29 protein-coding genes are annotated in these 26,152 nt (G+C 68.5%); 12 read left to right on the forward strand and 17 right to left on the reverse strand.

The features are described 5' to 3' along the window. Window positions 1-6: 6 nt before the first annotated feature. Together B9N97_RS20700 and B9N97_RS20705 are read right to left on the reverse strand one after the other, a co-directional pair. Window positions 7-651 carry a tetratricopeptide repeat protein gene (locus tag B9N97_RS20700; protein ID WP_085089626.1) on the reverse strand — a complete coding sequence of 215 codons (645 nt, stop codon included), beginning with the start codon at window positions 649-651 and terminating at the stop codon, window positions 7-9. Between the two features lie 325 nt (window positions 652-976). Then, complete coding sequence (locus B9N97_RS20705; protein WP_085089627.1) at window positions 977-1,618, reverse strand: response regulator transcription factor; 642 nt, start codon at window positions 1,616-1,618, stop codon at window positions 977-979. A 948-nt stretch (window positions 1,619-2,566) separates the two neighbouring features. Here B9N97_RS20705 and B9N97_RS20710 point away from each other — a divergent pair. Continuing rightward, entirely contained in the window at window positions 2,567-3,307 is a 741-nt protein-coding gene (locus B9N97_RS20710) for a response regulator transcription factor (protein WP_244560815.1), read from the forward strand. A 47-nt stretch (window positions 3,308-3,354) separates the two neighbouring features. Here the strand turns inward: B9N97_RS20710 and B9N97_RS20715 are convergent, their stop codons facing one another. From B9N97_RS20715 to B9N97_RS20755, 9 genes are all read right to left on the reverse strand, one after another. Next, window positions 3,355-5,355, reverse strand: a complete 2,001-nt coding sequence (locus B9N97_RS20715; protein WP_085089629.1) for a methyl-accepting chemotaxis protein — start codon at window positions 5,353-5,355, stop codon at window positions 3,355-3,357. 213 nt (window positions 5,356-5,568) lie between these two features. Continuing rightward, the gene (locus B9N97_RS20720) at window positions 5,569-5,904 is read right to left on the reverse strand and encodes a tRNA-binding protein (protein ID WP_085090689.1); all 336 of its coding nucleotides are present in this window, start codon (window positions 5,902-5,904) and stop codon (window positions 5,569-5,571) included. Between the two features lie 154 nt (window positions 5,905-6,058). Next, window positions 6,059-6,493: a phasin family protein gene (locus B9N97_RS20725; protein WP_085089630.1), complete on the reverse strand. Its 435-nt coding sequence runs from the start codon at window positions 6,491-6,493 to the stop codon at window positions 6,059-6,061. Between the two features lie 173 nt (window positions 6,494-6,666). Further along, complete coding sequence (locus B9N97_RS20730) at window positions 6,667-7,353, reverse strand: TetR/AcrR family transcriptional regulator (protein ID WP_085089631.1); 687 nt, start codon at window positions 7,351-7,353, stop codon at window positions 6,667-6,669. Between the two features lie 78 nt (window positions 7,354-7,431). After that, a complete protein-coding gene (locus tag B9N97_RS20735) occupies window positions 7,432-7,914 on the reverse strand; it encodes a YbaK/EbsC family protein (RefSeq protein WP_085089632.1) in 483 nt (160 codons plus the stop codon). A gap of 15 nt (window positions 7,915-7,929) precedes the next feature. Beyond that, window positions 7,930-8,751, reverse strand: coding sequence for a pyrroline-5-carboxylate reductase (proC, locus tag B9N97_RS20740; RefSeq protein WP_085089633.1), 822 nt, complete (start codon window positions 8,749-8,751; stop codon window positions 7,930-7,932). A gap of 36 nt (window positions 8,752-8,787) precedes the next feature. Next, complete coding sequence (locus B9N97_RS20745; RefSeq protein WP_085089634.1) at window positions 8,788-9,291, reverse strand: type III secretion system chaperone family protein; 504 nt, start codon at window positions 9,289-9,291, stop codon at window positions 8,788-8,790. A gap of 215 nt (window positions 9,292-9,506) precedes the next feature. After that, entirely contained in the window at window positions 9,507-9,887 is a 381-nt protein-coding gene (locus B9N97_RS20750) for an accessory factor UbiK family protein (protein WP_085089635.1), read from the reverse strand. Between the two features lie 110 nt (window positions 9,888-9,997). Further along, on the reverse strand, window positions 9,998-13,267 hold the full coding sequence (locus B9N97_RS20755) for an AsmA family protein (RefSeq protein ID WP_085089636.1): 3,270 nt from the start codon (window positions 13,265-13,267) through the stop codon (window positions 9,998-10,000). 277 nt (window positions 13,268-13,544) lie between these two features. Here B9N97_RS20755 and B9N97_RS20760 point away from each other — a divergent pair, with 277 nt between their 5' ends. After that, window positions 13,545-13,727 (forward strand): DUF4169 family protein, encoded by a 183-nt coding sequence (locus B9N97_RS20760; RefSeq protein WP_085089637.1) that lies wholly within the window; start codon window positions 13,545-13,547, stop codon window positions 13,725-13,727. A gap of 264 nt (window positions 13,728-13,991) precedes the next feature. Further along, window positions 13,992-14,717, forward strand: a complete 726-nt coding sequence (locus B9N97_RS20765) for a DUF2189 domain-containing protein (protein ID WP_244560816.1) — start codon at window positions 13,992-13,994, stop codon at window positions 14,715-14,717. A 61-nt stretch (window positions 14,718-14,778) separates the two neighbouring features. Here the strand turns inward: B9N97_RS20765 and B9N97_RS20770 are convergent, their stop codons facing one another. Beyond that, the gene (locus B9N97_RS20770; RefSeq protein ID WP_085089639.1) at window positions 14,779-14,976 is read right to left on the reverse strand and encodes a DUF1192 family protein; all 198 of its coding nucleotides are present in this window, start codon (window positions 14,974-14,976) and stop codon (window positions 14,779-14,781) included. A 138-nt stretch (window positions 14,977-15,114) separates the two neighbouring features. Here B9N97_RS20770 and B9N97_RS20775 point away from each other — a divergent pair, with 138 nt between their 5' ends. The 5 genes from B9N97_RS20775 (at window position 15,115) to B9N97_RS20795 (ending at window position 18,869) form a co-directional block, all read left to right on the forward strand. Next, entirely contained in the window at window positions 15,115-16,131 is a 1,017-nt protein-coding gene (locus tag B9N97_RS20775; RefSeq protein ID WP_085090690.1) for an NAD(P)H-quinone oxidoreductase, read from the forward strand. 282 nt (window positions 16,132-16,413) lie between these two features. Next, on the forward strand, window positions 16,414-17,028 hold the full coding sequence (locus B9N97_RS20780; RefSeq protein WP_085090691.1) for a DUF1013 domain-containing protein: 615 nt from the start codon (window positions 16,414-16,416) through the stop codon (window positions 17,026-17,028). 58 nt (window positions 17,029-17,086) lie between these two features. After that, entirely contained in the window at window positions 17,087-17,680 is a 594-nt protein-coding gene (locus B9N97_RS20785) for a UbiX family flavin prenyltransferase (RefSeq protein ID WP_085089640.1), read from the forward strand. Between the two features lie 144 nt (window positions 17,681-17,824). Continuing rightward, entirely contained in the window at window positions 17,825-18,505 is a 681-nt protein-coding gene (locus B9N97_RS20790; protein WP_085089641.1) for a carbonic anhydrase, read from the forward strand. Between the two features lie 100 nt (window positions 18,506-18,605). Further along, window positions 18,606-18,869 carry a hypothetical protein gene (locus B9N97_RS20795; RefSeq protein ID WP_085089642.1) on the forward strand — a complete coding sequence of 88 codons (264 nt, stop codon included), beginning with the start codon at window positions 18,606-18,608 and terminating at the stop codon, window positions 18,867-18,869. On the opposite strand, the gene B9N97_RS20800 is transcribed toward B9N97_RS20795, so the two are convergent. After that, window positions 18,845-20,620 (reverse strand): tetratricopeptide repeat protein, encoded by a 1,776-nt coding sequence (locus B9N97_RS20800; protein WP_085089643.1) that lies wholly within the window; start codon window positions 20,618-20,620, stop codon window positions 18,845-18,847. The genes B9N97_RS20795 and B9N97_RS20800 overlap by 25 nt on opposite strands. A gap of 183 nt (window positions 20,621-20,803) precedes the next feature. On the opposite strand from B9N97_RS20800, the gene B9N97_RS20805 reads away from it, so the two are divergent. Continuing rightward, a complete protein-coding gene (locus B9N97_RS20805) occupies window positions 20,804-21,217 on the forward strand; it encodes a hypothetical protein (RefSeq protein ID WP_085089644.1) in 414 nt (137 codons plus the stop codon). A 27-nt stretch (window positions 21,218-21,244) separates the two neighbouring features. Here B9N97_RS20805 and B9N97_RS20810 read toward each other — a convergent pair whose 3' ends face one another. Together B9N97_RS20810 and B9N97_RS20815 are read right to left on the reverse strand one after the other, a co-directional pair. Next, window positions 21,245-21,694: a TIGR02444 family protein gene (locus B9N97_RS20810; RefSeq protein ID WP_085090692.1), complete on the reverse strand. Its 450-nt coding sequence runs from the start codon at window positions 21,692-21,694 to the stop codon at window positions 21,245-21,247. A gap of 22 nt (window positions 21,695-21,716) precedes the next feature. Beyond that, the gene (locus tag B9N97_RS20815; RefSeq protein ID WP_085089645.1) at window positions 21,717-22,811 is read right to left on the reverse strand and encodes an ATP-dependent 6-phosphofructokinase; all 1,095 of its coding nucleotides are present in this window, start codon (window positions 22,809-22,811) and stop codon (window positions 21,717-21,719) included. 271 nt (window positions 22,812-23,082) lie between these two features. On the opposite strand from B9N97_RS20815, the gene B9N97_RS20820 reads away from it, so the two are divergent. Further along, window positions 23,083-23,283, forward strand: a complete 201-nt coding sequence (locus B9N97_RS20820) for a YdcH family protein (RefSeq protein ID WP_085089646.1) — start codon at window positions 23,083-23,085, stop codon at window positions 23,281-23,283. A gap of 47 nt (window positions 23,284-23,330) precedes the next feature. Here the strand turns inward: B9N97_RS20820 and B9N97_RS20825 are convergent, their stop codons facing one another. Then, window positions 23,331-23,783 carry a group III truncated hemoglobin gene (locus tag B9N97_RS20825; protein WP_085089647.1) on the reverse strand — a complete coding sequence of 151 codons (453 nt, stop codon included), beginning with the start codon at window positions 23,781-23,783 and terminating at the stop codon, window positions 23,331-23,333. 215 nt (window positions 23,784-23,998) lie between these two features. Here B9N97_RS20825 and purE point away from each other — a divergent pair, with 215 nt between their 5' ends. Continuing rightward, window positions 23,999-24,535, forward strand: a complete 537-nt coding sequence (purE, locus tag B9N97_RS20830; protein WP_085089648.1) for a 5-(carboxyamino)imidazole ribonucleotide mutase — start codon at window positions 23,999-24,001, stop codon at window positions 24,533-24,535. A gap of 21 nt (window positions 24,536-24,556) precedes the next feature. Then, a complete protein-coding gene (locus B9N97_RS20835) occupies window positions 24,557-25,681 on the forward strand; it encodes a 5-(carboxyamino)imidazole ribonucleotide synthase (protein WP_085089649.1) in 1,125 nt (374 codons plus the stop codon). Here the strand turns inward: B9N97_RS20835 and B9N97_RS35115 are convergent. Next, a complete protein-coding gene (locus B9N97_RS35115) occupies window positions 25,656-26,084 on the reverse strand; it encodes a hypothetical protein (RefSeq protein WP_143266796.1) in 429 nt (142 codons plus the stop codon). The two genes, B9N97_RS20835 and B9N97_RS35115, sit on opposite strands and share 26 nt — an antisense overlap. Between the last annotated feature and the right edge of the window lie 68 nt (window positions 26,085-26,152).

The following is a 26,152-nucleotide window of genomic DNA, read 5'->3' on the forward strand; positions in this document are numbered from 1 at the left end:
CCTGGATCAGCCCTTGCCGTAGAGGGAGGCGAGATCGGCGGCACGGCCGCGCACGCCCGACGGCGCTTGCTGGTCATCCGCCAGTTGCTTGTAGAGCGTGCGCGCCTTCTCGGTATCGCCGGCGCGGGCGGCCAGCATCGCCGTCAGCTCGCGCGCGGTGAAGCGCCAGGGGCTGGTGTCGACGGTCAGCGGCTGCAGCTTTGCCGTCAGTTGGGCCGGGTCGCCCTTTTCGGCACGCTGCGTCACCGCCAGCAGGGTGGCGAGGTCGCGGTATTCGGCGGGCACGGAACCGTTGGCGGCGATGCCGTCATAGACGGTTGCGGCCTCGTCCGGCTTGTTCTGGCGGATCAGCAGCGCCGCAGCGTTGAACTGGGCGATGGCGGCGAGTTCGGGCTTGGCGGAGCCGGCGAAGGCCGACAGCGCCTCCACCCCCTTCTCCGGGCCTTGCGCGCTCTGCGAGATGGCGGTGACCAGGGCGGCGGTCTGTTCCTGCTTCTGCTGCGCCTGCCAATGGCGCCAGTAGCTGTAGCCGCCGGTGCCGGCAACGACCAGGACGGCCGCGGCGATCATGGCGCCGCCATACTTCTTGAACAGGTGCTCCGCGCGGTCCCGGCGCAGATCCTCGTCGACTTCGCGGAAAATATCGCTCATGGCGCTGCGGTGGCGTCCCTGCGGTGGCGGCGTTGCGCACGGCCCGGATGGCGGCGCGGGTCAGGCGGAACCGGTCCGGCCGGTGAACCGGACGGATGATTCCACAAGATCAAGAGGGGCGGATAGCATCGGGCAACCCGCCGGGTCAAGAGGCTCACTGCCGCGGACGCGGCTCCGGGCGTTGCCGCAAAAAGAAAACGGGCCGCGGAGGGGGTCCCCCGGCGGCCCAGTTCCGCGACCCGTACGTGCCCCGGATCGGTCGATGCTCTTTGACCTTACGCTGAATTGACCTTCGTCGGCTTACGCCGAATTGACCTTCGTCGGCTTACGCCGACATGGCGGCGGCGGCGATGACCGCCTGGGTGCGGTTCTTGACGCCCAGCGACTTGAAGATGGCGGTGACGTGGATCTTCACCGTGCCTTCCGACAGGCCCAGTTCATAGGCGATCTGCTTGTTGGACTTGCCGAGGCGGAGGCATTCCAGCACCTCGCGCTGGCGCTGGGTCAGGCCGTAGCCGGCGCTGCGGTCGGACATGTCCACCGTGCGGCGGCGCGGCGCGGCCTCCATGCTGGCGGTGAGCGCGCCCGGCGGCAGGTAGATGCCGCCCGAGAACACCAGGTTCAGGGCGCCCATCATCACCTTCACGCTGCTCGACTTCGGGATGTAGCCGGTCGCGCCATGATCGAGCGCGCCGCGGATATCGCCCAGAGCCTCCGACGCGGAGATGACCACCACCGGCACGCCCGGCTGCAGCGCTTGGATCTCGCGCAGGCCGTCGAAGCCCGGCCAGTTCGGCATATGCAGGTCCATCAGGATGATGTCGAAGGTGCTGCCGGCCCGGCACTGGTCCAGCACCTCGTCGAAGGTCCCGGCCTCGACGAAGCTGGCCTCGCCCTGCAGTTGCTCCAGCAGACGCCGCAGGCCTTCGCGAAACAGCAGATGGTCGTCCCCGATCAGAATCTTCATGGTCCCCGTCATCCTCGCTCGCCGACCCTTGCCGGTGCCGTCCGCTTGCGGACGACCGCCCGTCAGGGCTGTTGTCTGTTGTCCGGCACGCCCCCGCGGCACCCGGATCACCACATTCGCGCCGAATACATGGCTTGGTGGTCGATTGGTCTGCACGCCCTCTGCGGACATCGGCCGGAAGACCGTCTGCCGTTGTGGGCTTGTTCTTCGCTGTGTTGGGTATCTGATACCACGATCGGTCGGGACCCTGTATCCCGACAAGGGCCATAGGTCATTCGAAGCCGGCATGCCCCTTCGAGGCACCTTTGGTCATGGTACGACCAAGAGTTGCCTCCGCCAAAGGTCATAGTTTTTTCTGCGCGTGCGAATAGAGTTATCGCGCGAGCCCATCGGATTCACTTGGCCCGATCGGGATCATTCGAAAAGAGACCTGTTGTCTCCATTAGCGACGGGAATTTTTCTGGAACCTTGCCATCTTTGCGGCGTTCGTGTGGCAAGGATTTGGTTAATCCCGATTCGGCCGCGCAGAAGAGTAAGGAATCCAGCAACCAAACCGAAAGGATAGCCCTGATGGATGCCTGTACCAACGCGCATTCCCCTGTGACCCGCTCAGCACACATCATTCCATAGGTGTTACCGTTTCGAAACCTGAGGCGACCAACAAGGAGACGATAAGCGATCTTGGCTGATCATCCATCGCCTGATTTACGCGGAGCACCGTTCATTTCTAAATCACGCGGTGCGAACAGGACTTCCCCGATCCCGACGAAGGGGGAGTTTGCAGTCCAGGCGGAAATACTTCGATGCCCACAATAATTTTCCGGATGACGTGAGTTTTATGATGACGTGCCTGGGCCGACCGGCCGGTTCCTCTTCAACCCTTAGACGCAGGCGGCAATGCCCTGAGCCGGGCCGGCCGTGGATGCCTCCTCCAGACAGAGCTGACCCATGCACACACACCATGAGTACGCCCATGAGAAAGCATCTCACCAGACCCGCAACGCGGTGACTCCCATGCACGTCTGCCTGATCCTCGACAACAACGCGCTGACCGAGAACGTGGTGCAGCAACTGGACCGTGGCGGGCGCCACCGGGTCACTGTCCTGCACGACATCGGGGAGCTGACCCAGAGCGCGCTGACGCCGGATGCGATCCTGATCGGGCTGCAGCAGTTCACGACTCTGCGCGAGAACGAACCGATGGTCTATCTGCGGCTGTCCCGCCGCTCGCGGATCGTCGTCGTCCTGTCCTCGCGGGAGTTGCTGGACGCCGCCCATATCCTGGCCTTCGCCGACGCGTGGGTGTTCGAGGATCTGAACGTCGACCGTATCAACGAGCTGCTGGACCTGGGGCTGGAAGGCCACTGCCTGATGCCCAAGCAGTTCCTGTCGCGCCTCGGCGTCGACGAGATCCGGCTGACGCTGCTGCCGCGCCTGTCGGATCCGGAGTTCGAGACGCTGCGCCTGCTGGGCGAGGGCATGAACAACCGGACCATCGCCAACGCGCTGGACCTGTCGGAAGCGGTCATCAAGTCGATGGTGCGCAGCGTTCTGTCCAAGCTGCACTTCCGCAACCGGACGGAAGCCGGCGTCTTCGCCGCCCGGCAGCAGGGCGCCCTTGAGCAGGCGCGGAGCGGCATGACCCCGCCGCACGTCCACGCCGCCGCCGTCCGCCGGGCCGGGGTCTGACGATCCGGCCTTCGCCGCCAAGCCAGTCCTGACCCGGCGAACCGGGATCAGCCAGCCAGGCGGCGCCCGGCCATCGCCTCTTCGAAGCGGTCGAAGCGGGCGTCGAAGGCCTGACGGTCGATCTCGCCCAGCCGGAACCGGACGCGCACCACCCCCTCCTCCCGGTTGAAGGCGTCGAAGGGCAGCGCCACGCCCAGGCTGTCGAACAGCAGGGTGCCGCGGGCGCCGACGGCGTCGGCCTCGCCCAGCGCGGCGCCGTGGCGCGAGATGTCTAGCAGCCGCACCGTCAGGCGCCCTTCCACCCCCTCCACGACGCAGGGCGCCTCGACGCGATAGCGCGGCACGCTGCGGCGGTCGACGTCGTCGGTCGCCGTACGCACGGCGCGGACCAGCACATGCATCAGTTCGTCGATGCTGTGGGTCACTTCCGACGCCCCGGCGCGCAGCATATCGGCGCGCTCCTCCGTTACCTTCGCCTCGCGCGACACCTCGTCGATTCGGGTCGAGACGTCGGTCGCCGCCCCGGCGGTCTGGCCGACATTGCGCGAAATCTCCTGGGTCGCCGATGCCTGCTGCTCCACCGCGGCGGCGACCGTGCCGGAAATCGCGTCGATCTCGCCGATGGTGCGGCTGATGTCGCGCACCTCCTCCACGCTGCGGGCGGTGACCGACTGGATTTCGGCGATCAGGCGCGAGATCTCCTCGGTCGAGCGCGAGGTCTGGTTGGCAAGGTTCTTCACCTCGCCGGCGACGACTGCGAATCCCTTGCCCGCCTCCCCGGCCCGCGCCGCCTCGATGGTGGCGTTCAGCGCCAGCAGGTTGGTCTGGGCGGCGATCCCCTGGATCAGTTCCGCCACGTCGCCGATCCGGCTTACCGCAGAGGACAGCGACTCGATGGTGGTCTCGGTCCGGTTGCTGGCGGCGACGGCGGCGCGGGTCACCCCGGCGGCATGGCCGACCTGATTGCCGATCTCCTCAATGGACGCGGAGAGCTGCTCGGCGGCGGAGGCCACCGCCTGGGCGTTGCTGAGCGCCTGGGCCGCGGCGGCGGCGACGTTCTGGGCATTGGACCCGACCAGCCCGGCCGATGTCGCCATGGCGCCGGCATTGCGGTCCATCTCCTGCGTGCGGGCGGCGACCCGCTCGACGGCGCTGCGGCTTTCCTGCTCCACCGTGTCGGCCATCGACTGCAGTGCCTTGCGCTTCTGCGCCTCGCCCTGGATGCGCTGATGCTCCTGCTCGGCGCGCAGACGCTCCGCCTCGGCCATGCCGTCGCGGAAGACGAGGACGGAGCGTGACATCGCGCCGATCTCGTCCAGACGGTTGGCGCCGGCGACGCTGGCGGTCAGGTCGCCGGAGGACAGCGCGGTCATCACCTGGCTGAGCTGGCCCAGGGGGCGCAGCAGCCGGCGCGACACCAGATAGCCGGGAACGGCCAGCACGACGGCGCAGAGCACCACCAGCATGGTGGCGAAACGCATGCTGTCGTCAAAGGTCTTGAACACCTCCGCCTTCCTGATGCCGACAAAGAGGATGCCGACCGGCTTGCCGGCCGCGTCCTTGATCGGGTCATAGGCTGCGTAATAGGGCTCGCCCAGGATGTCGACCATGCCGCGGAAGGGAACGCCCTGACGCAGCACCGCGTCATAGGCCGGCCCCTGCGCCAGCGTGGTGCCGACGGCGCGGCTGCCGTCGGGCTTGGTGACGTTGGTGGCGATGCGGCGGTCGCCCAGGAACAGCGTGGCGGTGCCCCCGGTGATGCGCTTGATCTTGTCGACGACGAGGTTGTTGTCGTTCATCACGACGCCGTCCAGCAGCAGCTTGCCGTCGGCGACGGAGAACTGGCCGCCGCGTTCCTGCAGCGACGACCATGCGATGTCCATGCTGAGCCGCTGCATCTCGATCGCCTGCCGCTCCAGGTCGCGGACGATCACCTGACCGATCGCGAACAGGATGGCGGTGCTGAGGACCAGCATGCCGAAGAGGTTCAACAGAGTGACTTTCGTGGAGATCGAAAGCCGGCCGACAAAGGCGCGCAGGGCGTCCATGAGTGCCATCCACCAGGAATCATGTTGCAGGTGCGAAGTCGCAGTCGCGCCGCACTATGCCATCCCGGTTTAGAGTGCATTCAATTAAAATACATATGACTCCTGCGGCAACTTGTCGCCTTACGGCGAACGCATGAATTCAACCTCGGGGTGATTTTTTCGAAGTTGAGGCGTGATCGAATCTTTCATCTCGCCTCGGAATGCCGACCGAAATCAGAACAGCCGCGCACCGTTCGGCACCGCCTGATCTGGGCCGACCAGCACCACCGCGCCCTCGGCGTCGGGCAGGCCCAGGCACAGCACCTCGCTGGTGAAGGGGCCGATGCGCTTGGGCGGGAAATTCACCACCGCCAGCACCTGACGGCCGACCAGCGCATCGGCGGCGTAGTGGCTGGTGATCTGGGCGGAACTGCGCTTGGTGCCGATCTCGCCGCCGAAATCGATGGTCAGCTTGTAGGCCGGCTTGCGCGCCTCCGGAAAGGCATCGACGGCGCGGATGGTGCCGACGCGAATGTCGACCTTGGCGAAATCGTCGTAGGAAATGGTCATGACGGGTCCGATGCGGTTCTTGCGATCGGCGCCAGGGTAGCGCGGCGGGGCGGGCATCGGAACCGGGAAGGCATCTACCGACCGTCCGGCGCAAACGAAAAAGGGGCCGCCGGTGGCGACCCCTCTTCGCTGATTTCCGGCGAACCGGAGTGGATCAGACCTTCGCCTTGGCGATGGCGGCCTTGACCTCGTCCAGGCTGTCCGACACGCGCTTGGTCAGGATCTCGGCGGCCTCGGTGTTCGACTTGGCAATCATCTCGCTCAGCTCGCGGATGTTGGCCAGCGACTTCTCGAAGGCGGCCTTGACCAGATCGGCCTGCTTGGCGGCCTTCTCTTCCGGGGTGCCGGCGGCCGACAGCTCACCGACGGCGCGGTTCACGTCCTCGGCGACGGTGCGCAGCACCTCGGCCTGACGGCGGACGATGGCCTGGAAGCCTTCGAAGGCCAGCTGGTTGGCAGCGGTCACCGCCTCGATGTTGCGGCGCTGGCTGGCGATGATGGACTCGACGTCCACGCCCGGCACCTTCAGGTCGCCCATCATCTTGGACGGATCGAATTCGAGGAAGGGGTTACCGCTGATCTTGGCCATGTTTCTCATCCCGGTATCGGTGTTTGCTGCCCGCATCTGAATACGGACATGTTGCGTCGCAACATTACAGAGGCCGACTATGCAGAGTGCCGAAAAGTTAGTCAATCCGGTTTTTTGCGCCGCAGCATAACCTTGGCGGGAGAAAGCCCCCGACGCGGATCGCCTGCACGTCGCTAAATGCCTGACGACATGGACTCCGTTCCCGACGACCGGCCCAATGGACCGCGCCGGCTGGTCCAGCGGCAGAAGGTCGCGCCCCAGCGCTCCGCCCCGCGCAGCGCGTTGTCGAGCGCCGCCATGGTTCGCGACAGGTCGGCGGTGTCGTCGTTCAGGAACACCCGCATCACCCGCGCATGGACGGTGCCGAGGCCGGCGACCAGCGCCGTGCCGCCGCGCTGGTCCGGATCGATCCCGGCGGCGCGCAGCATCCAGGCCATGGAACGGCCGAAGGCGCAGGAGAAGGCAAGCGCGGTCGCGGGATCGGCCGGCAGGTCGCGCACCACCGACCGCAGCCCGTCGCGGAAGGGGCGCAGCGCGTCGAAGCGACGCATCATCACGTCGAACAGCCGGTCGCGCGCCGATTCGGTCGGGTCGGCGGCGATATCCCCCGCGAGAACGGTTTCATCGGCGACCCGTGACACCGCCGCCAACAGGTCGGCGCGCCCGCGATAGCGGTGATGGAAGCGTGACAGCGGAATGCCGGCGGTGTGCGCAACCTCCAGCAGGCTGACGCGGCGCCAGCCCTTCTCGGCCGCCAGCCCCATCGCCGCCGATGCCACGGCACGGTCGAGGGAATCGGGGTCCGTTGGACCGGAGCGGAAGCTGTTGTCTTCAGGCTTGTCGGACGACATGTCGGACATGGCATCACCTCCAGGCGACAGGGATCGCCTGATAAGGTGGTGTGCGGACGGGCGAACGTCACCCGTCCCCCCCTTCAGTTATGCCTTGCGGATGGTTTCCACCCGGCCGCCGGTCATGCTGACCAGATCGGCAGGGGTCAGGCGGAAGACGGCGTTGGGCGTGCCGGCGGCGCCCCAGATGGTCTCCAGCCGCAGCAGGTCGTCGTCGATCAGCACCAGAGGCGGGACGGCATGGCCGATGGGCGGAACGCCGCCGATGGCGAAGCCGGTCGACTCCCGAACGAACTCCGGGTCGGCCCGCTCGATCTTCTCGCCGATCACACGGCCGACGGCCTTCTCGTCCACCCGGTTGGCGCCGCTGGCGACGACGAGGACCGGGCGGCCGGTCTCCTTGGTGCGGAAAATCAGCGACTTGGCGATCTGCGCCACCTCGCAGCCGACGGAGTTTGCGGCGTCTTCCGAGGTGCGGGTGCTGCCTTCATGCTCGACCACGCGATGGCCGAGGCCGATGCTGTCCAACAGGGCCTGGACGCGGGCGGCGGAGGGGCTGAGCGTCGTCATGGTGTCGGCGTCCCCTCAACCGGCCAGTTCGCGCGACCGCCGGGTGGCGGCGGCGATGGCGGCGGTCATCACCGGCTGCACCCCATCCTCGGCCATCAGCACCTCCAGCGCCGCCTGGGTGGTGCCATTCGGGCTGGTCACCGCCTTGCGCAGGTCGGCGGCCTCCTGCGGCGAGGCGTCGAGCAGGGCGCCGGCGCCCGACACGGTGGCGCGGGCCAGCCGCATCGCCAGATCGGCGGGCAGACCGGCGGCCTCGCCGGCCTTGGCCATCGCCTCGACCAGGAAGAAGACATAGGCCGGGCCGCTGCCCGACACGGCGGTGACGGGGTCGAGCAGTCCTTCGTCCTCCACCCAGGCGACGTCGCCGACGGCGCGCAGCAGGCGGTCGGACAGATCGCGTTGGGCGGCGCTGACGCGGGCGTTCGGGACGGCGACGGTCATGCCGCGGCCGATGGCGGCCGGCGTGTTGGGCATGGAGCGGACGACGACCGCCCCCTCCCCCAGCAGCCGTTCGAAATAGGCGATGGTCTTGCCGGCGGCGATCGACAGGAAGACGGTGCCCGGACGGACCAGGGCGCGGTAGGACGGCAGCGCGTCCTCCATCACCTGGGGCTTCACCGCCAGGACAATCACGTCGGGAACGAAGCCGTCCGGCAGCGCGTCGGCGCCGGATGCCAGGGTGACGCGCGAATCGCCCGCGACCGATTGCGGCAGACCGGCGCGGTCGACCACCACCACGCGCGACGCGGTCCCGGCGGCGAGCCAGCCGTCCAGCATCGCCCCGCCCATCTTCCCGCAACCGACCAGCAGCAGCGACGCACCCGATTCCGCCGTCATGACCGTGACCTTCCCCTTCACTTCAGGTTTATTCGCTTACGCTTCGCCCATGGTGTCGAGAATGGCGGCGGACACCGCCTCCGACGCCGATTTCCCGCCCCAGATCACGAACTGGAAGGCGGGGTAGAAGCGCTCGCATTCCGACAGCGCGATCTCCACCAGATCCTCCAGCTGCTCCACCGCGGCGCCGCGCGAGCCGCGCAGCAGCATGGTCTGGCGGAACATCGGCGTGTGCTCTTCCGAGCAGACGTCGAAATGGCCAAGCCACATACGGCCGTTGACCTCGGCCAGCAGTTCGGCGACGGCGGTGCGGCGGGCGGCCTGGACCTTCATGTCGAATTGGCAGGAGAACTGCATCGCGCTGACGTCCGGCTGCCAGACGAAATAAAGCCGGTAATCGCACCAGCGCCCGCCGATCTCGACGACCAATTCGTCCTCGGTGGCGCGGTCGAAAGGCCATTCGTTGGCGGTGACGATCTCCTCGACCACGTCGAGCGGATTGTGGGCGGAAGTGGTGGTCTCTACGGCGACTGCCGACATGTGCGCGTCCTCCTGTGAAGGCGCTATGGGCGGTACCGTTCACCCGGACCGCAACGACGCGCCGGCGTTGGCGCGCGGGTCCGGGGCAATACCCCGAAGATGATGAAAAGGCGGGCGTGGCGCTGCAGCGGACCATCCCCACCGCAGGACGCGGCGCGGTATGACGGCGCGTGCCGACGGGAGGGAGCGTCCGCTGGGTGCGGCGGCGCTGCCGCTCAGGGTGCCGGGGAGGCAGTGGTGTCGGACTTGCCCTCGCCTGCCGCGGCGGGCTTTGCCGGCTCGGATTCGGCCAGGGCGGGGACGCCGGCGGGCTCGACCACGACCGGCAGCGGTGCCTTCGCGGCGCTCAGCGATGCGACGGTGGCCTCCAGCGCGGCAAGCCGCTCGGCCATCGCCTCCTGCTCCTCGCGGGCCTTGGCGGCCATGGCGCGGACAGCCTCGTATTCCTCGCGGCTGACGACGTCCATCCGTGACAGAACCCGTTCGAGCTGGGCCCGCAGTTGGCCTTCTGCCTCTTCGCGCAAGGACGAGAAGGCGCCGAGCGCGCCACCTGCCACACGGGCGAGGTCGTCCAAAATCCTGTTGTCCACCTGCATCGCTCTGACTTCCGGTTACCGTTCGTTCATTATGGACGCCGCGCGCGGCGACTTCAACGCCCTTGGAACGCCCGTGACCCTTGTGGGCAGGACGTCCTTTCGGCCGGGCCTTATTTGTTGGGCGCGGCTGCGTTGAAGTGGTCACGCAGAGCCTTCAGGTCCAGCGTCTGGGTCGGCGTGGCCCAGGGACCTGCCATGCGCAACGTCAGCGGCGGCAGATCGCCGTCCGCCTTCACCGCCAGGGTCAGCCCCAGATCCACCCGTTCCTCGGGAAGGGAGATCGTGCCGGTCAGCGTGCCGTCGGCCGGCGCGGTGGTCAGGCGTGCGTCCTCGGTGCGGATCTCTCCCTTGTCGACGACGAAGCGGGCATCCAGCCGGTCCAGCTTGGTCTCGCCGCCCTGCAGCGCGCCGGCGACGGCGCCCAGCACCTCCTGCGTGCGCTCGACCCCGGCAAGGCGGCTGCGCAATGCTCCGAGGTCGACGCCGCGCAGCACGCCGCCCGACGCCACCGCGCGGCCACGGCCGGTCAGGCTGCGCAGAAGCGCGTCGCCGCGGCCGCTGCCCGACAGGGTCACGTCCAGATCGACCGTGCCGCCGCTGAGGCCAAGCCCGGCGAAGCCCGACAGGGCGCCGCCCATGTCGGCCTTGATGACGGTGAGGTCGGCGTCGAGTTTCGGCGCCTGCCCCGGCGCGGCGGCGAGCCGGCCGCTGGCGCCGATCTGCCCGCCCTGCCACTCGCCGTCCAGTTGCTCCAGCGTTGCGACGCCGTTGTCGAGGGTGGCGCGCAACGCCGGCTGGACGATGCGCTGCCCCGCCACCGTCAGGGAGGTGGAGGTCAGGCCGAGCCGCCCATCCAGCGACTGCATCCAACTGAGGTCCGACAGCGGGTCGGCTGGCGGCAGGTCGGCGGCGGGATCGGAGGCGACGTTGGCGGTGCGGCCGGCGCCGTCGCCGACCAGCGGCGCATTGCGCAGCCGGTCGAGATCGAGGTCGCCGGTCTGGATGTCGGCCTGGAAGGCGGCGCGCTCCGACTTGCGGTCGAGGGTCAGCCTGCCACGCACGGGGATGCCGGCGACCAGCCCCTGGAGGTTCTTCAGGGCGGGAGACGATGCATTGCCCGACAGCTCTCCATAAAGGTCCAGCGGGCCATAGGCGCGGGCCAGACCGCTGTCGGTGAACAGGGCGGCGATGCGCCCCATCTCCGGATGGGTGACGCGCAGCTTCAGGTCGGCTTCGGGCTTGCGGTCGAGGCCGAGCAGGGCGCCGCCGGCCTCGGCCGTGCCGCCGAGCATGCCGGCCGAAGCCTCCACCGCCAGCCGCTCGCCGTCGCCGGCCAGCCGGGCCTTGACGCTGACCGCGCCCAGCCGTTCCGGCACCGGCAGGCCGGACGGCCAGGAGACGGCGCTGGGCAGGCCGCCGAGGGACTTGGCATCCGCCGCCAGGGCGAGGTTGACGCCGCGCAGCGGAATCAGGCTGGCGACCTGCCCGTCGATCCGCGCCTGCAGACCGGCGAGATCCTCCACCTTGGCCTCGCGCACCGTCAGCGCGCCGGAGGCGACCGTGGCGTCGAGGTGGAGCCCCTGGACCGGAAGGCCGCCGACCGTCAGCTGGCCGACCCGCAGATCGAGGTTGGCGTCGGCGAGGCCGAGCAGCCGCTGCGTGGTCTGTCCGCCGTCGGAGGCGGCGGCGCGCGGAGCCGGCTGGGGCTGGGCTTGAGTTTGGAGTGCGGGCTGCGTCGGAGCGGGATCGGCCGGCAAATAGCCGTCCAGGTTCAGGCGGTCCAGTTCCAGCCGGGCGCCGAAGGCGGGCCGGCCACGGTCGACATAGGCGACGGCGCCGCTGAGCCGGCTGCTGTCGAAGCGGAAATCCAGGCCTGACAGTTCGAAGCGATCGGCATGGCCCTGCAGCCGGGCCGACAGCGAGGCGCGTCGCAGCCGGTCGGCCGGGACGCCGCGCGGGTCCAGCTTCGCCCACTCCAGCAGCGCGCGAAGGTTGTCGGCATTCGCCTCCATCCGCAGGTCGAGCGTCGGCTGCCCGCCCGGCGTGGTCACTTCGCCCGCCGCGACGAAGTCGGAGCCGCCGGGCAGCAGCGCGCTGACCCGGTCGATGTTGAGCCGCCCGGCGGATAGGCTGGCCTCGATCCGGCCCTGGCGCACCACGCCGCGGTTGTAGCCGATGGCGTCGATGGCGACGTCCAGCTTCGCCTCCACGCCGGTCGGCAGCGCGAAGGACGGCAGCGGCGCCCGGTCGCCCGTGGCGCCCGCGGCACCGGCGGCGGGAGCCGGCGTGCCCCGGCCGCTGCCGCTGCCATTGCTCGCAGCGGCGCCGTTGCGCCCGCCCTGCGCCAGCCAGGCATCGAGATCCAGCCGGTTGACGGCGAGGGTCAGTTCGGTGCGCGGACTCTCGCGCTTGGCCGGGTCGCCGGCGCGGAGCGTGGCGTTGCCGGTGGCCCGCGTGTCGCCCAGCTGCGCTTCCAGGCCGGAGAAGGTGGCGAGGCTGGTCCCCGCCTCCACCGTCGCACGCAGGCTGAAGGACTGGCTCAGCGCCGCGGGAGCCCAGCCGGAGGCGGGGGCGTCCACCAGCTTGGCGAAGTCGCTGCCCTCGGCCCGCAGGTCTCCCTGCACCTTGGACCCGCCGCCGGCATTGGTCCCGCCATTGCCGCCGGTCAGGATGCCGGCGAAGCGCAGGGTCGCGTCGGTGTGGGGCATCGACAGGGTGGCGCGCACCGGCACTGCCGCCCCTTCGGTGAAGCGGCCGGCCGTTGCCTCGCCATGCAGGGACAGGCCGCGCAGGCGGAAATCGCCCTGGAGCTGGAAGGGACCGTTCAGGCTGCCGGCGGCGATGCGGGCGTTCAGCTTCTCGACCGTCTCGGTCCGGCCGTTGCGGTCGTCGCGATAGATGATGGTGCCGTTGTCGATCATCACCTGATCGAAACTGACGGCGGAGACCAGCCCCTCGGCTGCACCCAGACCGTCACCGGCACGGGGGCCGGCGGTGGACAGGTCCCAGTTGATGCGGCCGTCCTTCAGCACCTCCACCACGAAGGTCGGTTCGACCAGCGCGATGCTCTCCACCTGGATGCGCCCGCCAAGCAGGGGGCCGAGCGCGACCCGGGCGTCCAGCTTCTTCAGGCGCAACATGTCGGGTTCGGCGGCGCCGGCGGCATTGGCGAGCCGGGCGTCGCGCACGGTCAGCGCCGGCGACGGCAGCAGCGTGAAGCCGACGTCGCCATGCAGCTCCACCTGCCGGCCGGTCGCCTGCGACACACGCTCGGCGATGGCGCCCTTGTAGGCGTTCCAGTCGATGAGGCTAGGCGCCGCCAACAGCAGGCCGGCCAGAACCGCCAGTCCGGCCAGTGCAGCGATCAGGATCTTCTTCACCGGGTTTCCGCCTTCCCTGCGACCGGCCTTGTCGTCGGCCGCGCCCCTTTGCCACGTCGATACAAAGACTCGTTCCCCCCACCCGCCGCACCGTCCACTTCCGGTGCGCGCCGTCCTTCGGTAAGCTAGCGCCCGCAGAAGAAACAAGCAATTTGGGCAATCCCACGGCCAAGTCGGGGCCGGCCCGAATTTTTTCCGCGAAATTTCCCGTCCGCCGACCGTCCCGACCGGCCGCGCGGCGCCCGAACCATTGAAATCAGCCACCGGAGACCGTGCCATGGGCGACGTGGTCAACCTCAACCGTTTCCGCAAGACCCGCGACAAGGCCGAGCGCGCCAAGGAAGCCGAGGCGAATCGGGCCCGATTCGGCCGCACCAAGGCGGAGAAGGAGCGCGACCGCAAGGAGGCCGAGCGGCGAACTCAGACTTTGGACGGGCATAAGCTTGACGGGGAGGACTGACGTCGTCCGCCGAAAGGACGGAAAAGACCAAGCTTGGGGGTGGGAATAACCTCAGCGTTATTGTTACTATTGGATATACCGATAGTTCCCTATTGCGACTATCAGCGCGACTGTGTGAGAGTTCCCTCATGAGCGCCGGCGGGCGCTGTCCTTGGGTTCTTGGGGAGGGCCGTCATCATGGTCGACATGACGTCGTTTCGCGGGCCTGCACACACGCCACAGACGCATACCCCGGCTTGGCTTCCGCCGATCCGGTCGGTCGAGATGGACCGTCCGTGGGTCTGGCTGGCGTCGGCCTGGCAGGACATGATGGCGGCGCCCGGCATCAGCTTCGCCTATGGCGCGCTGGCGGTGATCTCCAGCTTCGTCCTCGTGGTCGGGCTGGCGACGCTGGACATGGAGTATCTGCTGCTGCCGATGGCGGCGGGCTTCATGCTGGTCGGTCCGCTGTTCGCGGTCGGGCTGTACGAGACCAGCCGGCTGCTGGAACTGGGGGAACGGCCGACCTTCGGCAAAGTGGTGGCCGCCTATCGCCGCAACGGCGTGCAGATCGCCGGGATCGGCATGGTCCTGATGCTGGCGATGCTGGCCTGGATCCGCGTCGCCTTCCTGATCTTCGCCCTGTTCTTCTCCGGCGAGCCGCCGGCGCTGGACCAACTGGTCGACCGCATCTTCTTCTCGGCGGAGACGATTCCGTTCCTGCTGACCGGGACGGTGTTCGGCGGGATCATCGCCACCGCGGTGTTCTCCATCGCCGTGGTGTCGGTGCCGATGCTGCTGGACCGCGAGACCGACGTCTTCACTGCCATGGCGACCAGCATCGCCGTGGTGCGCGCCAACATCAAGCCGATGATCGCCTGGGGCTTCCTGATCGCGCTGTTCATGAGCGCCGGGATGGTCACCGCCTTCCTCGGGCTGGCGATCGCCCTGCCGGTGATCGGGCACGCGTCGTGGCACTGCTACCGCGATCTGGTCGGCATCGGGCGGTAAGATAAATACTTGGAAATCAAGGCCCTTCCCCCCGGCGGGAAGGGCCTTTTCCTTTGGCCCCTCAGCCCTTCCTGAAGAAGGCCTCGGCCGCCGATTTCTGCGCCTGCTTGGCGGCGATGGCGGCGCGTGCGCGGGCGATCTCCGCCTCCAGCGTGGCAATGTAGGCCTCGATCTCGGCCACGCCCATCACGGTCAGGTCCTTGGGCGCCGGCTTGGCCTTGCGCGGTTCCAGATCCTCGAAACGGTCGTCGATGGCCATGGTGTGGGTCCCTCCCCTGCCGCGTGGTTCGCCTTGTCAGGCCGGTCCGGCAAATCTACCTTTCGCACCGGACAATGCCAACGTGCCGGTGCCGTCAGGCCCTGGAACGGACAGACAAAAATGGAAGGGACGACCGCCATGGGCCTTGCCTTGCCCGACAGCATGCGCTGCGTCGAGATCACCCAGCCCGGAGGGCCGGAGGTGCTGCGCCCGACCCGCCGCCCGGCCCCGGTGCCTGGCCCCGGCGAAATCCTTGTGGAGGTCGCGGCCGCCGGTGTGAACCGCCCCGACACGCTGCAGCGCCAGGGCCGCTACGACCCGCCGCCGGGCGCGTCCGACCTGCCGGGGCTGGAACTGTCCGGCACGGTGATCGCCATCGGCGAAGGCGTCGAGACCTGGGCCAGCGGCGACAAGGTCTGCGCGCTGGTTGCCGGCGGCGGCTACGCCGAATACTGCGTGGTGCCGGCGGTGCAGGCCCTGCCCGTCCCGGCCCCGCTGTCGATGGTCGAGGCGGCGGCGGTGCCGGAGACCTTCTTCACCGTCTGGACCAACGTGTTCGAACGCGGCGCCTTGAAGCGCGGCGAGACGCTGCTGATCCATGGCGGCTCGAGCGGCATCGGCACCACGGCGATCCAACTGGCCAAGGCCTTCGGCGCCACGGTGTTCACCACCGCCGGCAGCGACGACAAGTGCCGCGCCTGCGAGGACCTCGGCGCCGATCGGGCCATCAACTACAAGACCGAGGATTTCGTCGCGGTGATCCGCGAGGCGACCGGTGGGCGCGGAGTCGACGTCGTGCTGGACATGGTCGGCGGCGATTACATCGCCCGCGACATCGACATCATGGCGGTGGACGGCCGCCACGTCTCCATCGCCTTCCTGCAGGGGTCGAAGGTGTCGCTGAACATGGCGCCGGTGATGACCAAGCGGCTGACGCTGACCGGTTCGACGCTGCGCGCCCGTCCGGTGGCGGAGAAGGGCCGCATCGCCGGGGCGTTGCGCGAGCATGTCTTGCCGCTGCTGGAGTCCGGCGGCATCAAGCCGCAGATCCACGCTACCTTCCCGCTGGATCAGGCGGACGAGGCGCACCGGCTGATGGAAAGCAGCGCGCATATCGGCAAGATCGTGCTGACGGTGGGGCCGGAGTCGGCCTGATTTTGCGCTTTTCTTCACCGTATGGGCGCCGTCGGGCTTGCCATCTGCTGCCAAGACAGGTTAGCAGAGGCGAGCGGGCGGCCGGGATTTCCCGGTGCGCCTGCGCAAGCATGCTTACGCGGACCGGTATTCGCCCTATATCGTGGTGACGAGAATGGGGCGGCCGCCACGGGGGTGACCCTGGGGCCGCGAAGCCGCCCCCGCGCCGCATAACCAGTTCGAACGGCCGGCCGCACCACCCGCCAGCGGGTGCGGCCGGTGAAGAGTTTGTCAGGAGGGATGATGGCACTGCCCTTGATGCCGAAAGCGACTGCCGTCTGGCTGGTCGAGAACACGTCCTTGTCCTTCGAGCAGATCGCCGCCTTCTGCGGAATGCATTCGCTGGAAGTCCAGGCCATCGCCGACGGCGAGGTCGCGGTCGGTATGGTGGGGCTGGACCCCATCGCCAACGGCCAGCTGACCAAGCAGGAAATTGAGCGTTGCGAGAAGAACCAGGACCTGCGCCTGAAGCTTCTGGTCGCCGACCTTCCGCAGGTCGCCTCCCGGTCCAAGGGTCCGCGCTATACCCCGATCACCAAGCGCGGCGACAAGCCCGACGCCATCGCCTGGCTGCTGAAGCACCATCCGGAGCTGTCGGACGCCCAGATCTGCCGCCTGATCGGCACCACCAAGCCGACCATCGCCGCGGTGCGCGACCGCACCCACTGGAACGTCGCCAACATCAAGCCGCGCGGTCCGGTGATGCTGGGCCTCTGCTCGCAGCGCGAGCTGGAAGAGGCGCTGGCGCTCGCCATCCGCCGCGGCGGCGTGCCCCGTCCGCCGGAGGAAGCCGCCGAGGACTTCTATGGCGAGAACCGCGACGACGACAGCTATTCCGAACAGGAAGACGCGCACTGAGGGATTGGTTCCCTCTCCCGTCCCGGGAGAGGGCCTTGATGAGGGCGCGAATGCACCCATGACCGATTCCGCCACCCCCCGGCCCCGGCTCGTCGTTGGCATCAGCGGCGCGTCGGGGGTGATCTATGGCATCCGCATGCTGCAGACGCTGCGGCGGACCGGGGTCGAATCGCATCTGGTCGTCAGCCGCTCCGCCGAGGTCACGCTGGCGCATGAGAGCAGCATGAAGGTGGCGGAACTGCGGGCGCTGGCCGATGTCAGCTATGCCGCCGCCGATATCGGCGCGGCGGTGTCCAGCGGCAGTTTCCGCACGCTGGGCATGGTGGTCGCCCCCTGCTCCGTCCGCACGATGAGCGAGATCGCCAGCGGCGTTACCTCCACCCTGCTGACGCGGGCGGCCGACGTGGCGCTGAAGGAACGGCGGCGGCTGGTGCTGATGGTGCGGGAGACGCCGCTGCATCTGGGCCATCTGCGCACCATGACCGCGCTGGCCGAGATGGGCGCGGTGATCGCGCCGCCGGTCCCTGCTTTCTATGCCAAGCCACAGAACATCGACGATCTGGTCGACCATTCGGTCGGGCGGGTGCTGGACCTGTTCGGACTGGACGCCGGCAACCTGCGGCGGTGGGGCGAACGACCGGAAGAAGCTTGACCCGGAACCGCCGACGACGCCTTGTTGCGGCACCGCCCAACAGGTGGCTTGGTGCGCGGACGCAATGCCGTTATACCGCTGTCGAACAATCATGATGCAGAGCCGGCAACGCCGCCGGCCGGCAGCAACGGGAACAGGCCGACCATGCCCTTCAGCAGCAAACCGAGCGAGCCCATCCGCCAGCTTCTGGCCGGCATCAAGTCCTTCCGCGCCCGTTACTACGAGCGGCGTCCCGACAGCATGCGGCAATTGGTGACCGAAGGGCAGCACCCGGAGGTGCTGGTGATCGGCTGTTCGGACAGCCGCGTCGATCCCGCCCTGCTGACCACCGCGGAGCCGGGCGAGCTGTTCGTCGTGCGCAACGTCGCCAACCTCGTCCCGCCTTATCAGCCCGACGGCGCCTATCACGGCACCTCGGCCGCCATCGAATATGCGGTCAAGTCGCTGAAGGTGTCGGAGATCATCGTGCTGGGCCATGCCCAATGCGGTGGCATCCAGGGCCTGATCCGGCTGCGCGCCGGCCAGAAGTCGGACGACGATTTCGTTTCCCCCTGGGTGTCGATCGCCGGTTCGGCGCTCGACCCCTATGTCGGGCCGGAAGGCTCCGAACAGGCGCGGGCCGATGCGGAAAAGCTGCAGGCCACCCCGGCGGTGATCGAGCGGGCGGCGGTTCGCGCGTCGGTCGACAATTTGATGACCTTCCCCTTCGTGCGCGAGGGGGTGGAAGCCGGCACACTGAACATCCATGGCTGGTGGTTCGACATCCAGACCGGCGAAATGTGGGCGATCAATCCCACCACCCGCCTGTTCCAGCCGTTCGAGTAACGATCAGCCAAAGAGTCGGCGCGGGAATTTCCCGGTGCCCTGCCCTGTTGAAGGCGAAGGAACGTTTTTTCTTCGCCAACACCAACCGGGAAGGGATGCCATGAAGACCGCGCTTCGAGTTCTTATCGTCGCCGCCGTGCCGCTGGCGCTCGCCGCCTGCAACCAGACCAGCAGCAGCGGTAGTGGGGGCGGCCTGTTCGGCGGCAGCGGCGGCGGGCTGTTCGGGTCGGGAGGGTCCGATTCGTCCTACGCCCGCAACGGCCGCTGCGACGATCCGCGCTACAACACCTCCAACGGCGGCCGGGCTGAGGCCGGGACCGACGATTACGATTGCTCGCGCTACGGCAACGGCCTGAAACGCTGAGCCAGCGCCGCTAGTTCGGCAGCCATGTGCCCGACGACCGACGACCAGTCGCCGGGCGCGGGCTGCCGGAACAGGCGGGCGGACGGATACCAGGGGCTGTTGTCGCGGCCGGTCAGCCAGCGCCAGTCGGGCGAGAAGGGCAACGCCAGCCACAGCGGCACGCCGAGCGCGCCTGCCAGATGGGCCGGCCCGGTGCAGGACGACACCACGAGGTCGAGATTCGCCATGATCGCCGCGGTGTCGGCGAAGTCGGCGATCTCCGGCCCCAGGTCGGTGAAGCTCTCCGGCAGAACAGCGTCGGCGAGATCGGCGCGGCCCGGCCCCATCTGCAGGCCGTAGAAGCGGCAGCCCGGCACGTCGAGCAGCCCACGCAGGCCGGCCAACCTGGGTGAGCGATCCCCGTCGCCGGGAAAGCGCGGGTTGCCGGCCCAGACGACGCCGACGCGGAGCGCTGTATGCGGCCCGAGCCTGTCCCGCCAGCGGGCGAGCCGCACGGGATCGGGGCGCAGGTAGGGAATGTCGGCTGGCACGCCGTCCAAGACGGTGTCGAAGGCGTGCGGCAGGCTCATCAGCGGGCATTCGAGGTCGAAGGGCGGCAACGGGTCGCCTCGGGCGATGATCTGCGCCGCGCCCTCCACCCCGGACATCAGCGACAGCAGGGGTCGCTGTACCTCCAGCACCACCCGGCCGCCGCGGGCCGCCACCAGCGGGACATAGCGCAGGAACTGCAGCGTGTCGCCCAGTCCCTGTTCGGCATAGAGCAGGACGGTTCGGCCGATCAGCGACTCACCGTGCCATGTCGGCTGAGTGAGGCGGCGCCAGGGCGGTTCGGCGCGGTCGTCATGGCGGCGCCAGTCGAACTCCGGCCAGCCGCGCCGATAATCGCCGGCCATCAGGCAGGCGAAGCCGAGATTCCAGTGCAGGCCGGCATCCTGCGGCCGGTCGGCCAGGGCACGCTCGAAGTCGGCCGCCGCCTCCACCGGACGGGCCATGGCGATCAGGGCGGTGCCGCGCGCCGCATACAGCGACGGGCCGGGCCGCAGCCGTTCGGCCGCCGTAAAAGCCTCCAGGGACTCCGTGAAGCGGCCGAGCTTCGCCAGGACGGCGCCCAGCACCTCCCACGCCTCACCGGCATTCCGGTCGAGCGCCAGCGAATCGCGGGCGGCGGTCTCCGCTTCCGCCCAACGTCGTTGCCCGGCCAGCGCGGCGGCCAGGGTCGCGTGCGCGACTGCGGAGCGGGCGTTCAGGCGGAGCGAGCGGCGGGCACAGCGCTCGGCCGATGCGGCATCGCCAGACGACAGCAGGGCTGCGGCCCGGTTCGCCAGCGCATCGGCATGACCGGGCGCCAGAGCGAGCGCCTGACCGGCGGCGAGCAGCGCCGCCTCCGGTCGCCCCAACCGGCGCAGGGCGCCGGCACGGCTGGCATGAGCGTCGGCAAGGCCGGGCATGAGGCGCAGCGCCCGGCCATAGAGCCGCACCGCGCCATCGTGGACGCCGGCCGACTGCTCCACCCCGGCAAGGTTGGACAGGCCGCCGGCCCCATCGGGACGCAAGGCCACCGCAAGGCGCAGAATGCGGCCGGCCGCACCGAACCGGCCGGTCTGGGCGGCGAGCACGCCCAGAAGTTCCATGGCGTCGGCATGTTCCGGATCGGCGTTGAGGATGCGGCGATAGATGTCCTCCGCCTCCGCCACACGGCCTGCCTGATGGTGGTCGAGGGCGATCAGCAGGGCCTGCGACAAAGTGACCATCGGGACTCTTGCGGGTTGGCGGGAATGCAGCCTCGGTCCAGATCATGCCCCGGCGCCCCCGCCCCGGTCCAGCCGGACACGGTCGGAAATCGTCGCAAACGGTCACAGAATCAGGATTTTCCCTGGATTGTCATGAGACTGACGCATCGCTATTGTCCGCGCCGCACTCCTGAGGAGCGGATCATGACCTCCCGCCCAATCCGGGCATTTTGCCAATCCGGCCTCCACCGGATCACTCTCGCCGCTGCCCTGTTGCTGGGGTTCGGGATCGCTGCCGCGCAGGCCAACGAAGGCGCCAAGTCGAACGGCTGCCCGTGGGCGCAGGACGTGACGCTGGAGATCAACGGCAAGACCCTGACGCTGAAGCAGGAGTTCTTCACCACCACCAGTGCCGAGCCGATCGAGATCGAGTCCTTCAAGGTCGTGCCGCTGGTCGACCAGCTGAAGTTGCGCATCATCGGCCCCAAGGGACGCGAGTGGGAAGCTGCCCTGACCCGTCTGGTCAGCGGCAAGCGCTGCAGCGCCTTCTATGCGGGCAAGCCGGTGCTGGTGTCGAACGTCACCCGCAATCCGGACGAGCTGATTCTGAACAGGTAGGGGGAGGGGGAAACCCACGGCAACAACTTAGCCTCCCCGCAGCAGCCCCACCAACTCGTCCAGTGCCGGATCGCCACCCGGCACGAGAAGCGCCATGTTGGCGGCGGCCAGTTCCACGCTGCCGCCCGGCTGCGGGGTGAGCCCGCCGGCGGCGAACAGGCGGTCCTGCTGGACACGCTCGGCCTCCAGTTCCGCAGCCTTCATGCGGCGGTAGAGGGCGTCGTCCTCCAGCTTGGCGCGGCGGCGCAGGACGCGCAGCGGGCGCACCATCTCCTCCCGCCAGCCGCACACCGCCCCGTCGATGCGGGCAAGATCGTCGGCGGACAGGCGGACGCCGCACTCCAACCCGGCCCAGGCGGCGAACAGCAGAACATTGACGTCCACCCCGCGCCGGTCCTGCAGGGCAAGACAGCAGGCGGGCACCCCCGGCCGTCCATAGACGGCCAGGGAGAAGTCCCAGAACGGATTCGCGGACATGGTGCCGGTCATGGGGCGCCCGTCAGTCGCCGAAGCTGATGTTCAGGCCGCGGGCGGTCTTCACCAGCGCGCCGTCCAGCTCGACGCAGGAGTAATGCTCGATCGCCTCGGTGATCGGCACGTCGATGACGCCGCGGTTGGCCCAGGCAACCATGCGGTTGAACTTGCCTTCCGCGATCAGGTCGACGGCATGGACGCCGAAGGCCGACGCGATCAGGCGGTCGCGCGGGCTGGGCATGCTGCCGCGCTGGACATGGCCCAGCACGGTGACGCGGGTCTCGGCCCCGGTGGCGTCGGCGATCTTCTCGCCGATATAGTCACCGATGCCGCCATAGCGCTTCTCGCCGCCCTGCAGCACCTTCTTGACGCCGGTGCCCTCCAGGGTCTTCACCGCTTCCGACACCACGACCAGGGCGAAGTTGCGCCCCGAATCGCGGACGTCCTTGATCTTGGCGGCGATGCTTTCGATGGAATAGGCGATTTCCGGGATCAGGATCACGTCGGCGCCGCCGGCGATGCCGGCCGCCAGCGCGATGTGGCCGGCGTCGCGGCCCATCACCTCCAGCACCATCACGCGGTGATGGCTGGCGGCGGTGGGCTGCAGGCGGTCCAGCGCCTCCACCGCCACGGCGACGGCGGTGTCGTAGCCGACCGACACCTCGGTCTTGCCCAGGTCGTTGTCGATGGTCTTGGGCACGCCCACCATCGGGAAGCCGCCCTTCTGCGCCAGCTTGTGCAGGATGGCGAAGCTGCCGTCGCCGCCGATGCCGATCAGCGCATCCAGCCCGAGTTCGCGATAGCCGCCGATGATCTCGTCGGACCGGTCCTTCAGAGTGCCGTCGGGCATCGGATAGGCGAAGGGGTCGCCGCGGTTGGTCGTGCCCAGGATGGTGCCGCCCTGGCGCATCATGTGGCCGTCAACGCAGCCGAGGTCGAGCGTCTGATACTGCACCGGGCGCTGGAGCAGGCCCTGGGTGCCTTCCTTGATGCCCAGTACCTGCCAGCCATAGCCGGTGGCGCGGTGAACCACCGCACGGATGACCGCGTTCAGCCCGGCGCAATCGCCGCCGCTGGTCAGGATGCCGATACGCTTGCCGGCTTTAATTGGGGCAGTCATTGAGAGTTTCCCGTCCCGTTCGCCTGTTCATTGAAATGGACCACCATGTTACCGGAACAGGAGTTTCCCGCAATCGTTGCCCGCATCCGCAAAGGGGGCATTGTGCCGATCCCCCGCCGCGGTGATATCCCGGATGGCCAAAGGACCGAACCGGCGGTTTGGCGGTGCCGTGCCGACGGATTTCTGGTATAGTCCGGCCCGCCCAGCCAACGGGTCACCCGCAAGAGCACCCCCGATCCACCCGGGGCAACGGCCATTCCTAACGGGCGCGATGAACGAGCAAGAGATTTTGAAGGAAAAGCTGGCGAGCTTGCGCAGCGAGCACCGCGACCTGGACGACGTCATCGCCCGGCTGGTCGAACGCGCGCCCTACGACCAGCTGCAGATGCAGCGGTTGAAAAAGCGCAAGCTGATGCTGAAGGACCAGATCATGGTCCTGGAAAGCCGGCTGCTGCCGGACATCATTGCGTGATCGCCTGATGGTCCCCTCACCCCCAGGGAGAGGGAGACCAGGTCCCCTCACCCCTTCTTTGGCACGGTGAAGAACTGGATGCCCATCTGGAAGCTGCGGGCGATGTTCTCGGCCTTGCCGATCAGGAAATTGGCGCCCTCGGCCGGCAGGACCTCGTGGGCGGTCTCACGGAACAGGCCGAGCCAGCGTTCGAAATGCGGCGGCTCCAGCCCCAGGGAGATGTGGACCGGCATCGGGCGGCCGTCGTAACGCTGGGTCAGCAAGGCGATGGACGACCAGAAATCCATCATCTTGCGCAGATGCGGCTCCCAATCGGTGATGGCGCGGCCGAAGATCGGACCAAGCTCCTCGTCCTTCATGATCTTGCCGTAGAAGGTCCGCACCAGCGTCTCGATCGACGCCTCGTCGATGCCGACGGCGGCCATCCGCTCCTCCGCCATGGCGGCACGGATGTCGCGGTGCTCTTTGCGCTGGTCGTCGCTGGGAACGCTGTCGGTCATGCGATGGGTCCGGTTCCGGGAATGAGCAGGGTCTATCCAGTCCATATATGACGGCACCATAGGTGGAACCATGTTTCACCGGAAGGGCCGGAATGTCGCAGCCGCAGGCTGGGATTCGTCATGGCCGAAGGGGGCGGAGCGGCGCCGCCTCTGGACAGGCGCCCGACTCTTCCTATAATGCGCCGCTTTCCGGACCTTGAGGAAAGCGCCAGCCCGTGACCGCCGACCACTCCCCGAACAGCACCCCTTCGGCTGCCGGCGTCCAGCCGCTGGTCGGCATCATCATGGGCAGCCAGTCCGATTGGACGACGATGAAGCACGCCGCCGACACGCTGGCGGCGCTGGGCATCCCGCACGAGGTCCGCATCGTTTCCGCCCACCGCACCCCGCACCGGCTGGTGGAATACGCCACCACCGCCAAGGCGCGCGGGCTGAAGGTGGTGATCGCCGGGGCCGGCGGGGCCGCCCATCTGCCGGGCATGGCCGCGTCGATGACGCCGCTGCCGGTGTTCGGCGTTCCGGTCGAAAGCCACGCGTTGAAGGGCATGGACAGCCTGCTGTCCATCGTGCAGATGCCGGGCGGAGTCCCGGTCGGCACGCTGGCCATCGGCAAGGCCGGCGCCATCAATGCGGCCCTGCTGGCCGGCTCGGTCATGGCGCTGATGGACCCGGCGGTGGCCGAGGCGCTGGACGGCTGGCGCGCCCGCCAGACCGCCGCGGTGGCCGAGGCCCCCGTCGACGATCCGACCTGATACAGAGAAAGTCAGACCGCCATGACCGGCAAGCCAACCGGCAAGCCCCTGCCCCGCCTCGCCCCCGGTTCCACCATCGGCATGCTGGGTGCCGGACAGCTTGGCCGCATGACGGCGCTTGCCGCCGCGCGGCTGGGGTACAAGACACATGTCTACGCCCCCGACGCGGCCGACAGCCCAGCGGCGCAGGTCAGCGCCGCGGCGACGGTCGCCGACTGGGATGACCTGGAGGCGCTGGAGCGCTTCGCCCGCTCGGTCGATGTCGTCACGCTGGAGTGGGAGAATGTGCCGGTCGCCACGGCCGAGCATCTGCGCCGCTTCACCAACCTGAACCCCGGCCCGAACGTGCTGTCGGTGGCGCAGGACCGCATCGCGGAGAAGAGCTTCGTCAACAGTCTCAGCATCGCGACGGCACCCTGGCGCGCCGCGAACAGTGCCGCGGAGGTTGCAAGCGCGGTGGCCGAGATCGGTCCGCGCTGCGTGCTGAAATCGACGCGGCTCGGCTATGACGGCAAGGGACAGGCGCGGCTGGACAGCGGCAGCGATCCGGCGGCGGCCTGGGCCAGCATCGGCGGCGGCAAGCCGGGCGTGGAAGGCATCGTCGAGGGCTTCGTCACCTTCGCCTGCGAGGTGTCGGTGATCGTCGCCCGCGGCGCCGACGGCACGATGGTCGCTTATCCGGCGGTGGAGAACCGCCACAAGGACGGCATCCTCGACGTCACCATCGCCCCCGCCGCGGCGGACAAGGTGTCGGATGAGACCGCGGCGGAGGCCGACCGCATCGCGCGCCGCATCGCCGAGGCGCTCGATCTGGTGGGCGTGCTGGCGGTGGAGATGTTCGTCACCGCCGACGGGGCCGTGCTGGTCAATGAAATGGCGCCGCGCCCGCACAATTCCGGCCACTGGACCATGGACGCCTGCGCCACCTGCCAGTTCGAACAACTGGTACGTGCGGTCTGCGGTCTGCCGCTGGGATCGGTGGAGCGGGTGGCCGATGCCGAGATGACCAACCTGATCGGCGACGACGTGCTGCGCTGGCCCGATCTGCTGGCCGAACCCGGCGCCCGGTTGCACCTGTACGGCAAGGCGGAGGCCCGGCCCGGCCGCAAGATGGGCCACGTCAACCGGCTGTTCCCGCGCCGCTGACGGTTCCTTTTGCACAAAGATTTAAAGGCCCCGTCGACCGGACCGGTCGCGGGGCCTTTTTCATGCCGGGATTCAGGTCAGGGCGGAATTCGTTCTCGCCACGGCCGAACTGCAGCCACTGCACGCGCTGCGCCGGTGGATGGGCATCATCCGGTTCTCCGACCGCGACGAGATGGATGAAGGATGCCGGGCGGAACGGCCGGGCACAATCGTGAGAAGGTTCAACCGCTGGGGGCAGGAGGCGTACTGCCGCGGCGGCACCCAGCCGGTGGCAGGCGGTCGAATCCGTGTGGCGGATCGTGCCATCGGCGCTATGGCTGTCGAACAATCCGGCAAATCCGCACTCCCCAGCAATTGCACGGCCGGCGCCGTGAACCAGACCGGGGTAACTGTCGGCCGTCATTCGGAATAAACCGCATTTTCGGCTATTTGGTTGCGCCGTCGCCATTTACTTTCACCCGGCGGTAATCA

Source organism: Azospirillum oryzae (genome assembly GCF_900177515.1).
GTDB classification, from domain to species: domain Bacteria; phylum Pseudomonadota; class Alphaproteobacteria; order Azospirillales; family Azospirillaceae; genus Azospirillum; species Azospirillum oryzae_A.

Bases quoted from the DNA above. Each gene is read 5' to 3' on its own strand.
- B9N97_RS20700 (WP_085089626.1), bottom strand. From the start codon at position 651: ATGAGCGATATTTTCCGCGAAGTCGACGAGGATCTGCGCCGGGACCGC.
- B9N97_RS20705 (WP_085089627.1), bottom strand. From the start codon at position 1,618: ATGAAGATTCTGATCGGGGACGACCATCTGCTGTTTCGCGAAGGCCTG.
- B9N97_RS20710 (WP_244560815.1), top strand. From the start codon at position 2,567: ATGCACACACACCATGAGTACGCCCATGAGAAAGCATCTCACCAGACC.
- B9N97_RS20715 (WP_085089629.1), bottom strand. From the start codon at position 5,355: ATGGACGCCCTGCGCGCCTTTGTCGGCCGGCTTTCGATCTCCACGAAA.
- B9N97_RS20720 (WP_085090689.1), bottom strand. From the start codon at position 5,904: ATGACCATTTCCTACGACGATTTCGCCAAGGTCGACATTCGCGTCGGC.
- B9N97_RS20725 (WP_085089630.1), bottom strand. From the start codon at position 6,493: ATGGCCAAGATCAGCGGTAACCCCTTCCTCGAATTCGATCCGTCCAAG.
- B9N97_RS20730 (WP_085089631.1), bottom strand. From the start codon at position 7,353: ATGTCCGACATGTCGTCCGACAAGCCTGAAGACAACAGCTTCCGCTCC.
- B9N97_RS20735 (WP_085089632.1), bottom strand. From the start codon at position 7,914: ATGACGACGCTCAGCCCCTCCGCCGCCCGCGTCCAGGCCCTGTTGGAC.
- proC (WP_085089633.1), bottom strand. From the start codon at position 8,751: ATGACGGCGGAATCGGGTGCGTCGCTGCTGCTGGTCGGTTGCGGGAAG.
- B9N97_RS20745 (WP_085089634.1), bottom strand. From the start codon at position 9,291: ATGTCGGCAGTCGCCGTAGAGACCACCACTTCCGCCCACAATCCGCTC.
- B9N97_RS20750 (WP_085089635.1), bottom strand. From the start codon at position 9,887: ATGCAGGTGGACAACAGGATTTTGGACGACCTCGCCCGTGTGGCAGGT.
- B9N97_RS20760 (WP_085089637.1), top strand. From the start codon at position 13,545: ATGGGCGACGTGGTCAACCTCAACCGTTTCCGCAAGACCCGCGACAAG.
- B9N97_RS20765 (WP_244560816.1), top strand. From the start codon at position 13,992: ATGGACCGTCCGTGGGTCTGGCTGGCGTCGGCCTGGCAGGACATGATG.
- B9N97_RS20770 (WP_085089639.1), bottom strand. From the start codon at position 14,976: ATGGCCATCGACGACCGTTTCGAGGATCTGGAACCGCGCAAGGCCAAG.
- B9N97_RS20775 (WP_085090690.1), top strand. From the start codon at position 15,115: ATGGGCCTTGCCTTGCCCGACAGCATGCGCTGCGTCGAGATCACCCAG.
- B9N97_RS20780 (WP_085090691.1), top strand. From the start codon at position 16,414: ATGGCACTGCCCTTGATGCCGAAAGCGACTGCCGTCTGGCTGGTCGAG.
- B9N97_RS20785 (WP_085089640.1), top strand. From the start codon at position 17,087: ATGACCGATTCCGCCACCCCCCGGCCCCGGCTCGTCGTTGGCATCAGC.
- B9N97_RS20790 (WP_085089641.1), top strand. From the start codon at position 17,825: ATGCCCTTCAGCAGCAAACCGAGCGAGCCCATCCGCCAGCTTCTGGCC.
- B9N97_RS20795 (WP_085089642.1), top strand. From the start codon at position 18,606: ATGAAGACCGCGCTTCGAGTTCTTATCGTCGCCGCCGTGCCGCTGGCG.
- B9N97_RS20800 (WP_085089643.1), bottom strand. From the start codon at position 20,620: ATGGTCACTTTGTCGCAGGCCCTGCTGATCGCCCTCGACCACCATCAG.
- B9N97_RS20805 (WP_085089644.1), top strand. From the start codon at position 20,804: ATGACCTCCCGCCCAATCCGGGCATTTTGCCAATCCGGCCTCCACCGG.
- B9N97_RS20810 (WP_085090692.1), bottom strand. From the start codon at position 21,694: ATGTCCGCGAATCCGTTCTGGGACTTCTCCCTGGCCGTCTATGGACGG.
- B9N97_RS20815 (WP_085089645.1), bottom strand. From the start codon at position 22,811: ATGACTGCCCCAATTAAAGCCGGCAAGCGTATCGGCATCCTGACCAGC.
- B9N97_RS20820 (WP_085089646.1), top strand. From the start codon at position 23,083: ATGAACGAGCAAGAGATTTTGAAGGAAAAGCTGGCGAGCTTGCGCAGC.
- B9N97_RS20825 (WP_085089647.1), bottom strand. From the start codon at position 23,783: ATGACCGACAGCGTTCCCAGCGACGACCAGCGCAAAGAGCACCGCGAC.
- B9N97_RS20835 (WP_085089649.1), top strand. From the start codon at position 24,557: ATGACCGGCAAGCCAACCGGCAAGCCCCTGCCCCGCCTCGCCCCCGGT.
- B9N97_RS35115 (WP_143266796.1), bottom strand. From the start codon at position 26,084: ATGACGGCCGACAGTTACCCCGGTCTGGTTCACGGCGCCGGCCGTGCA.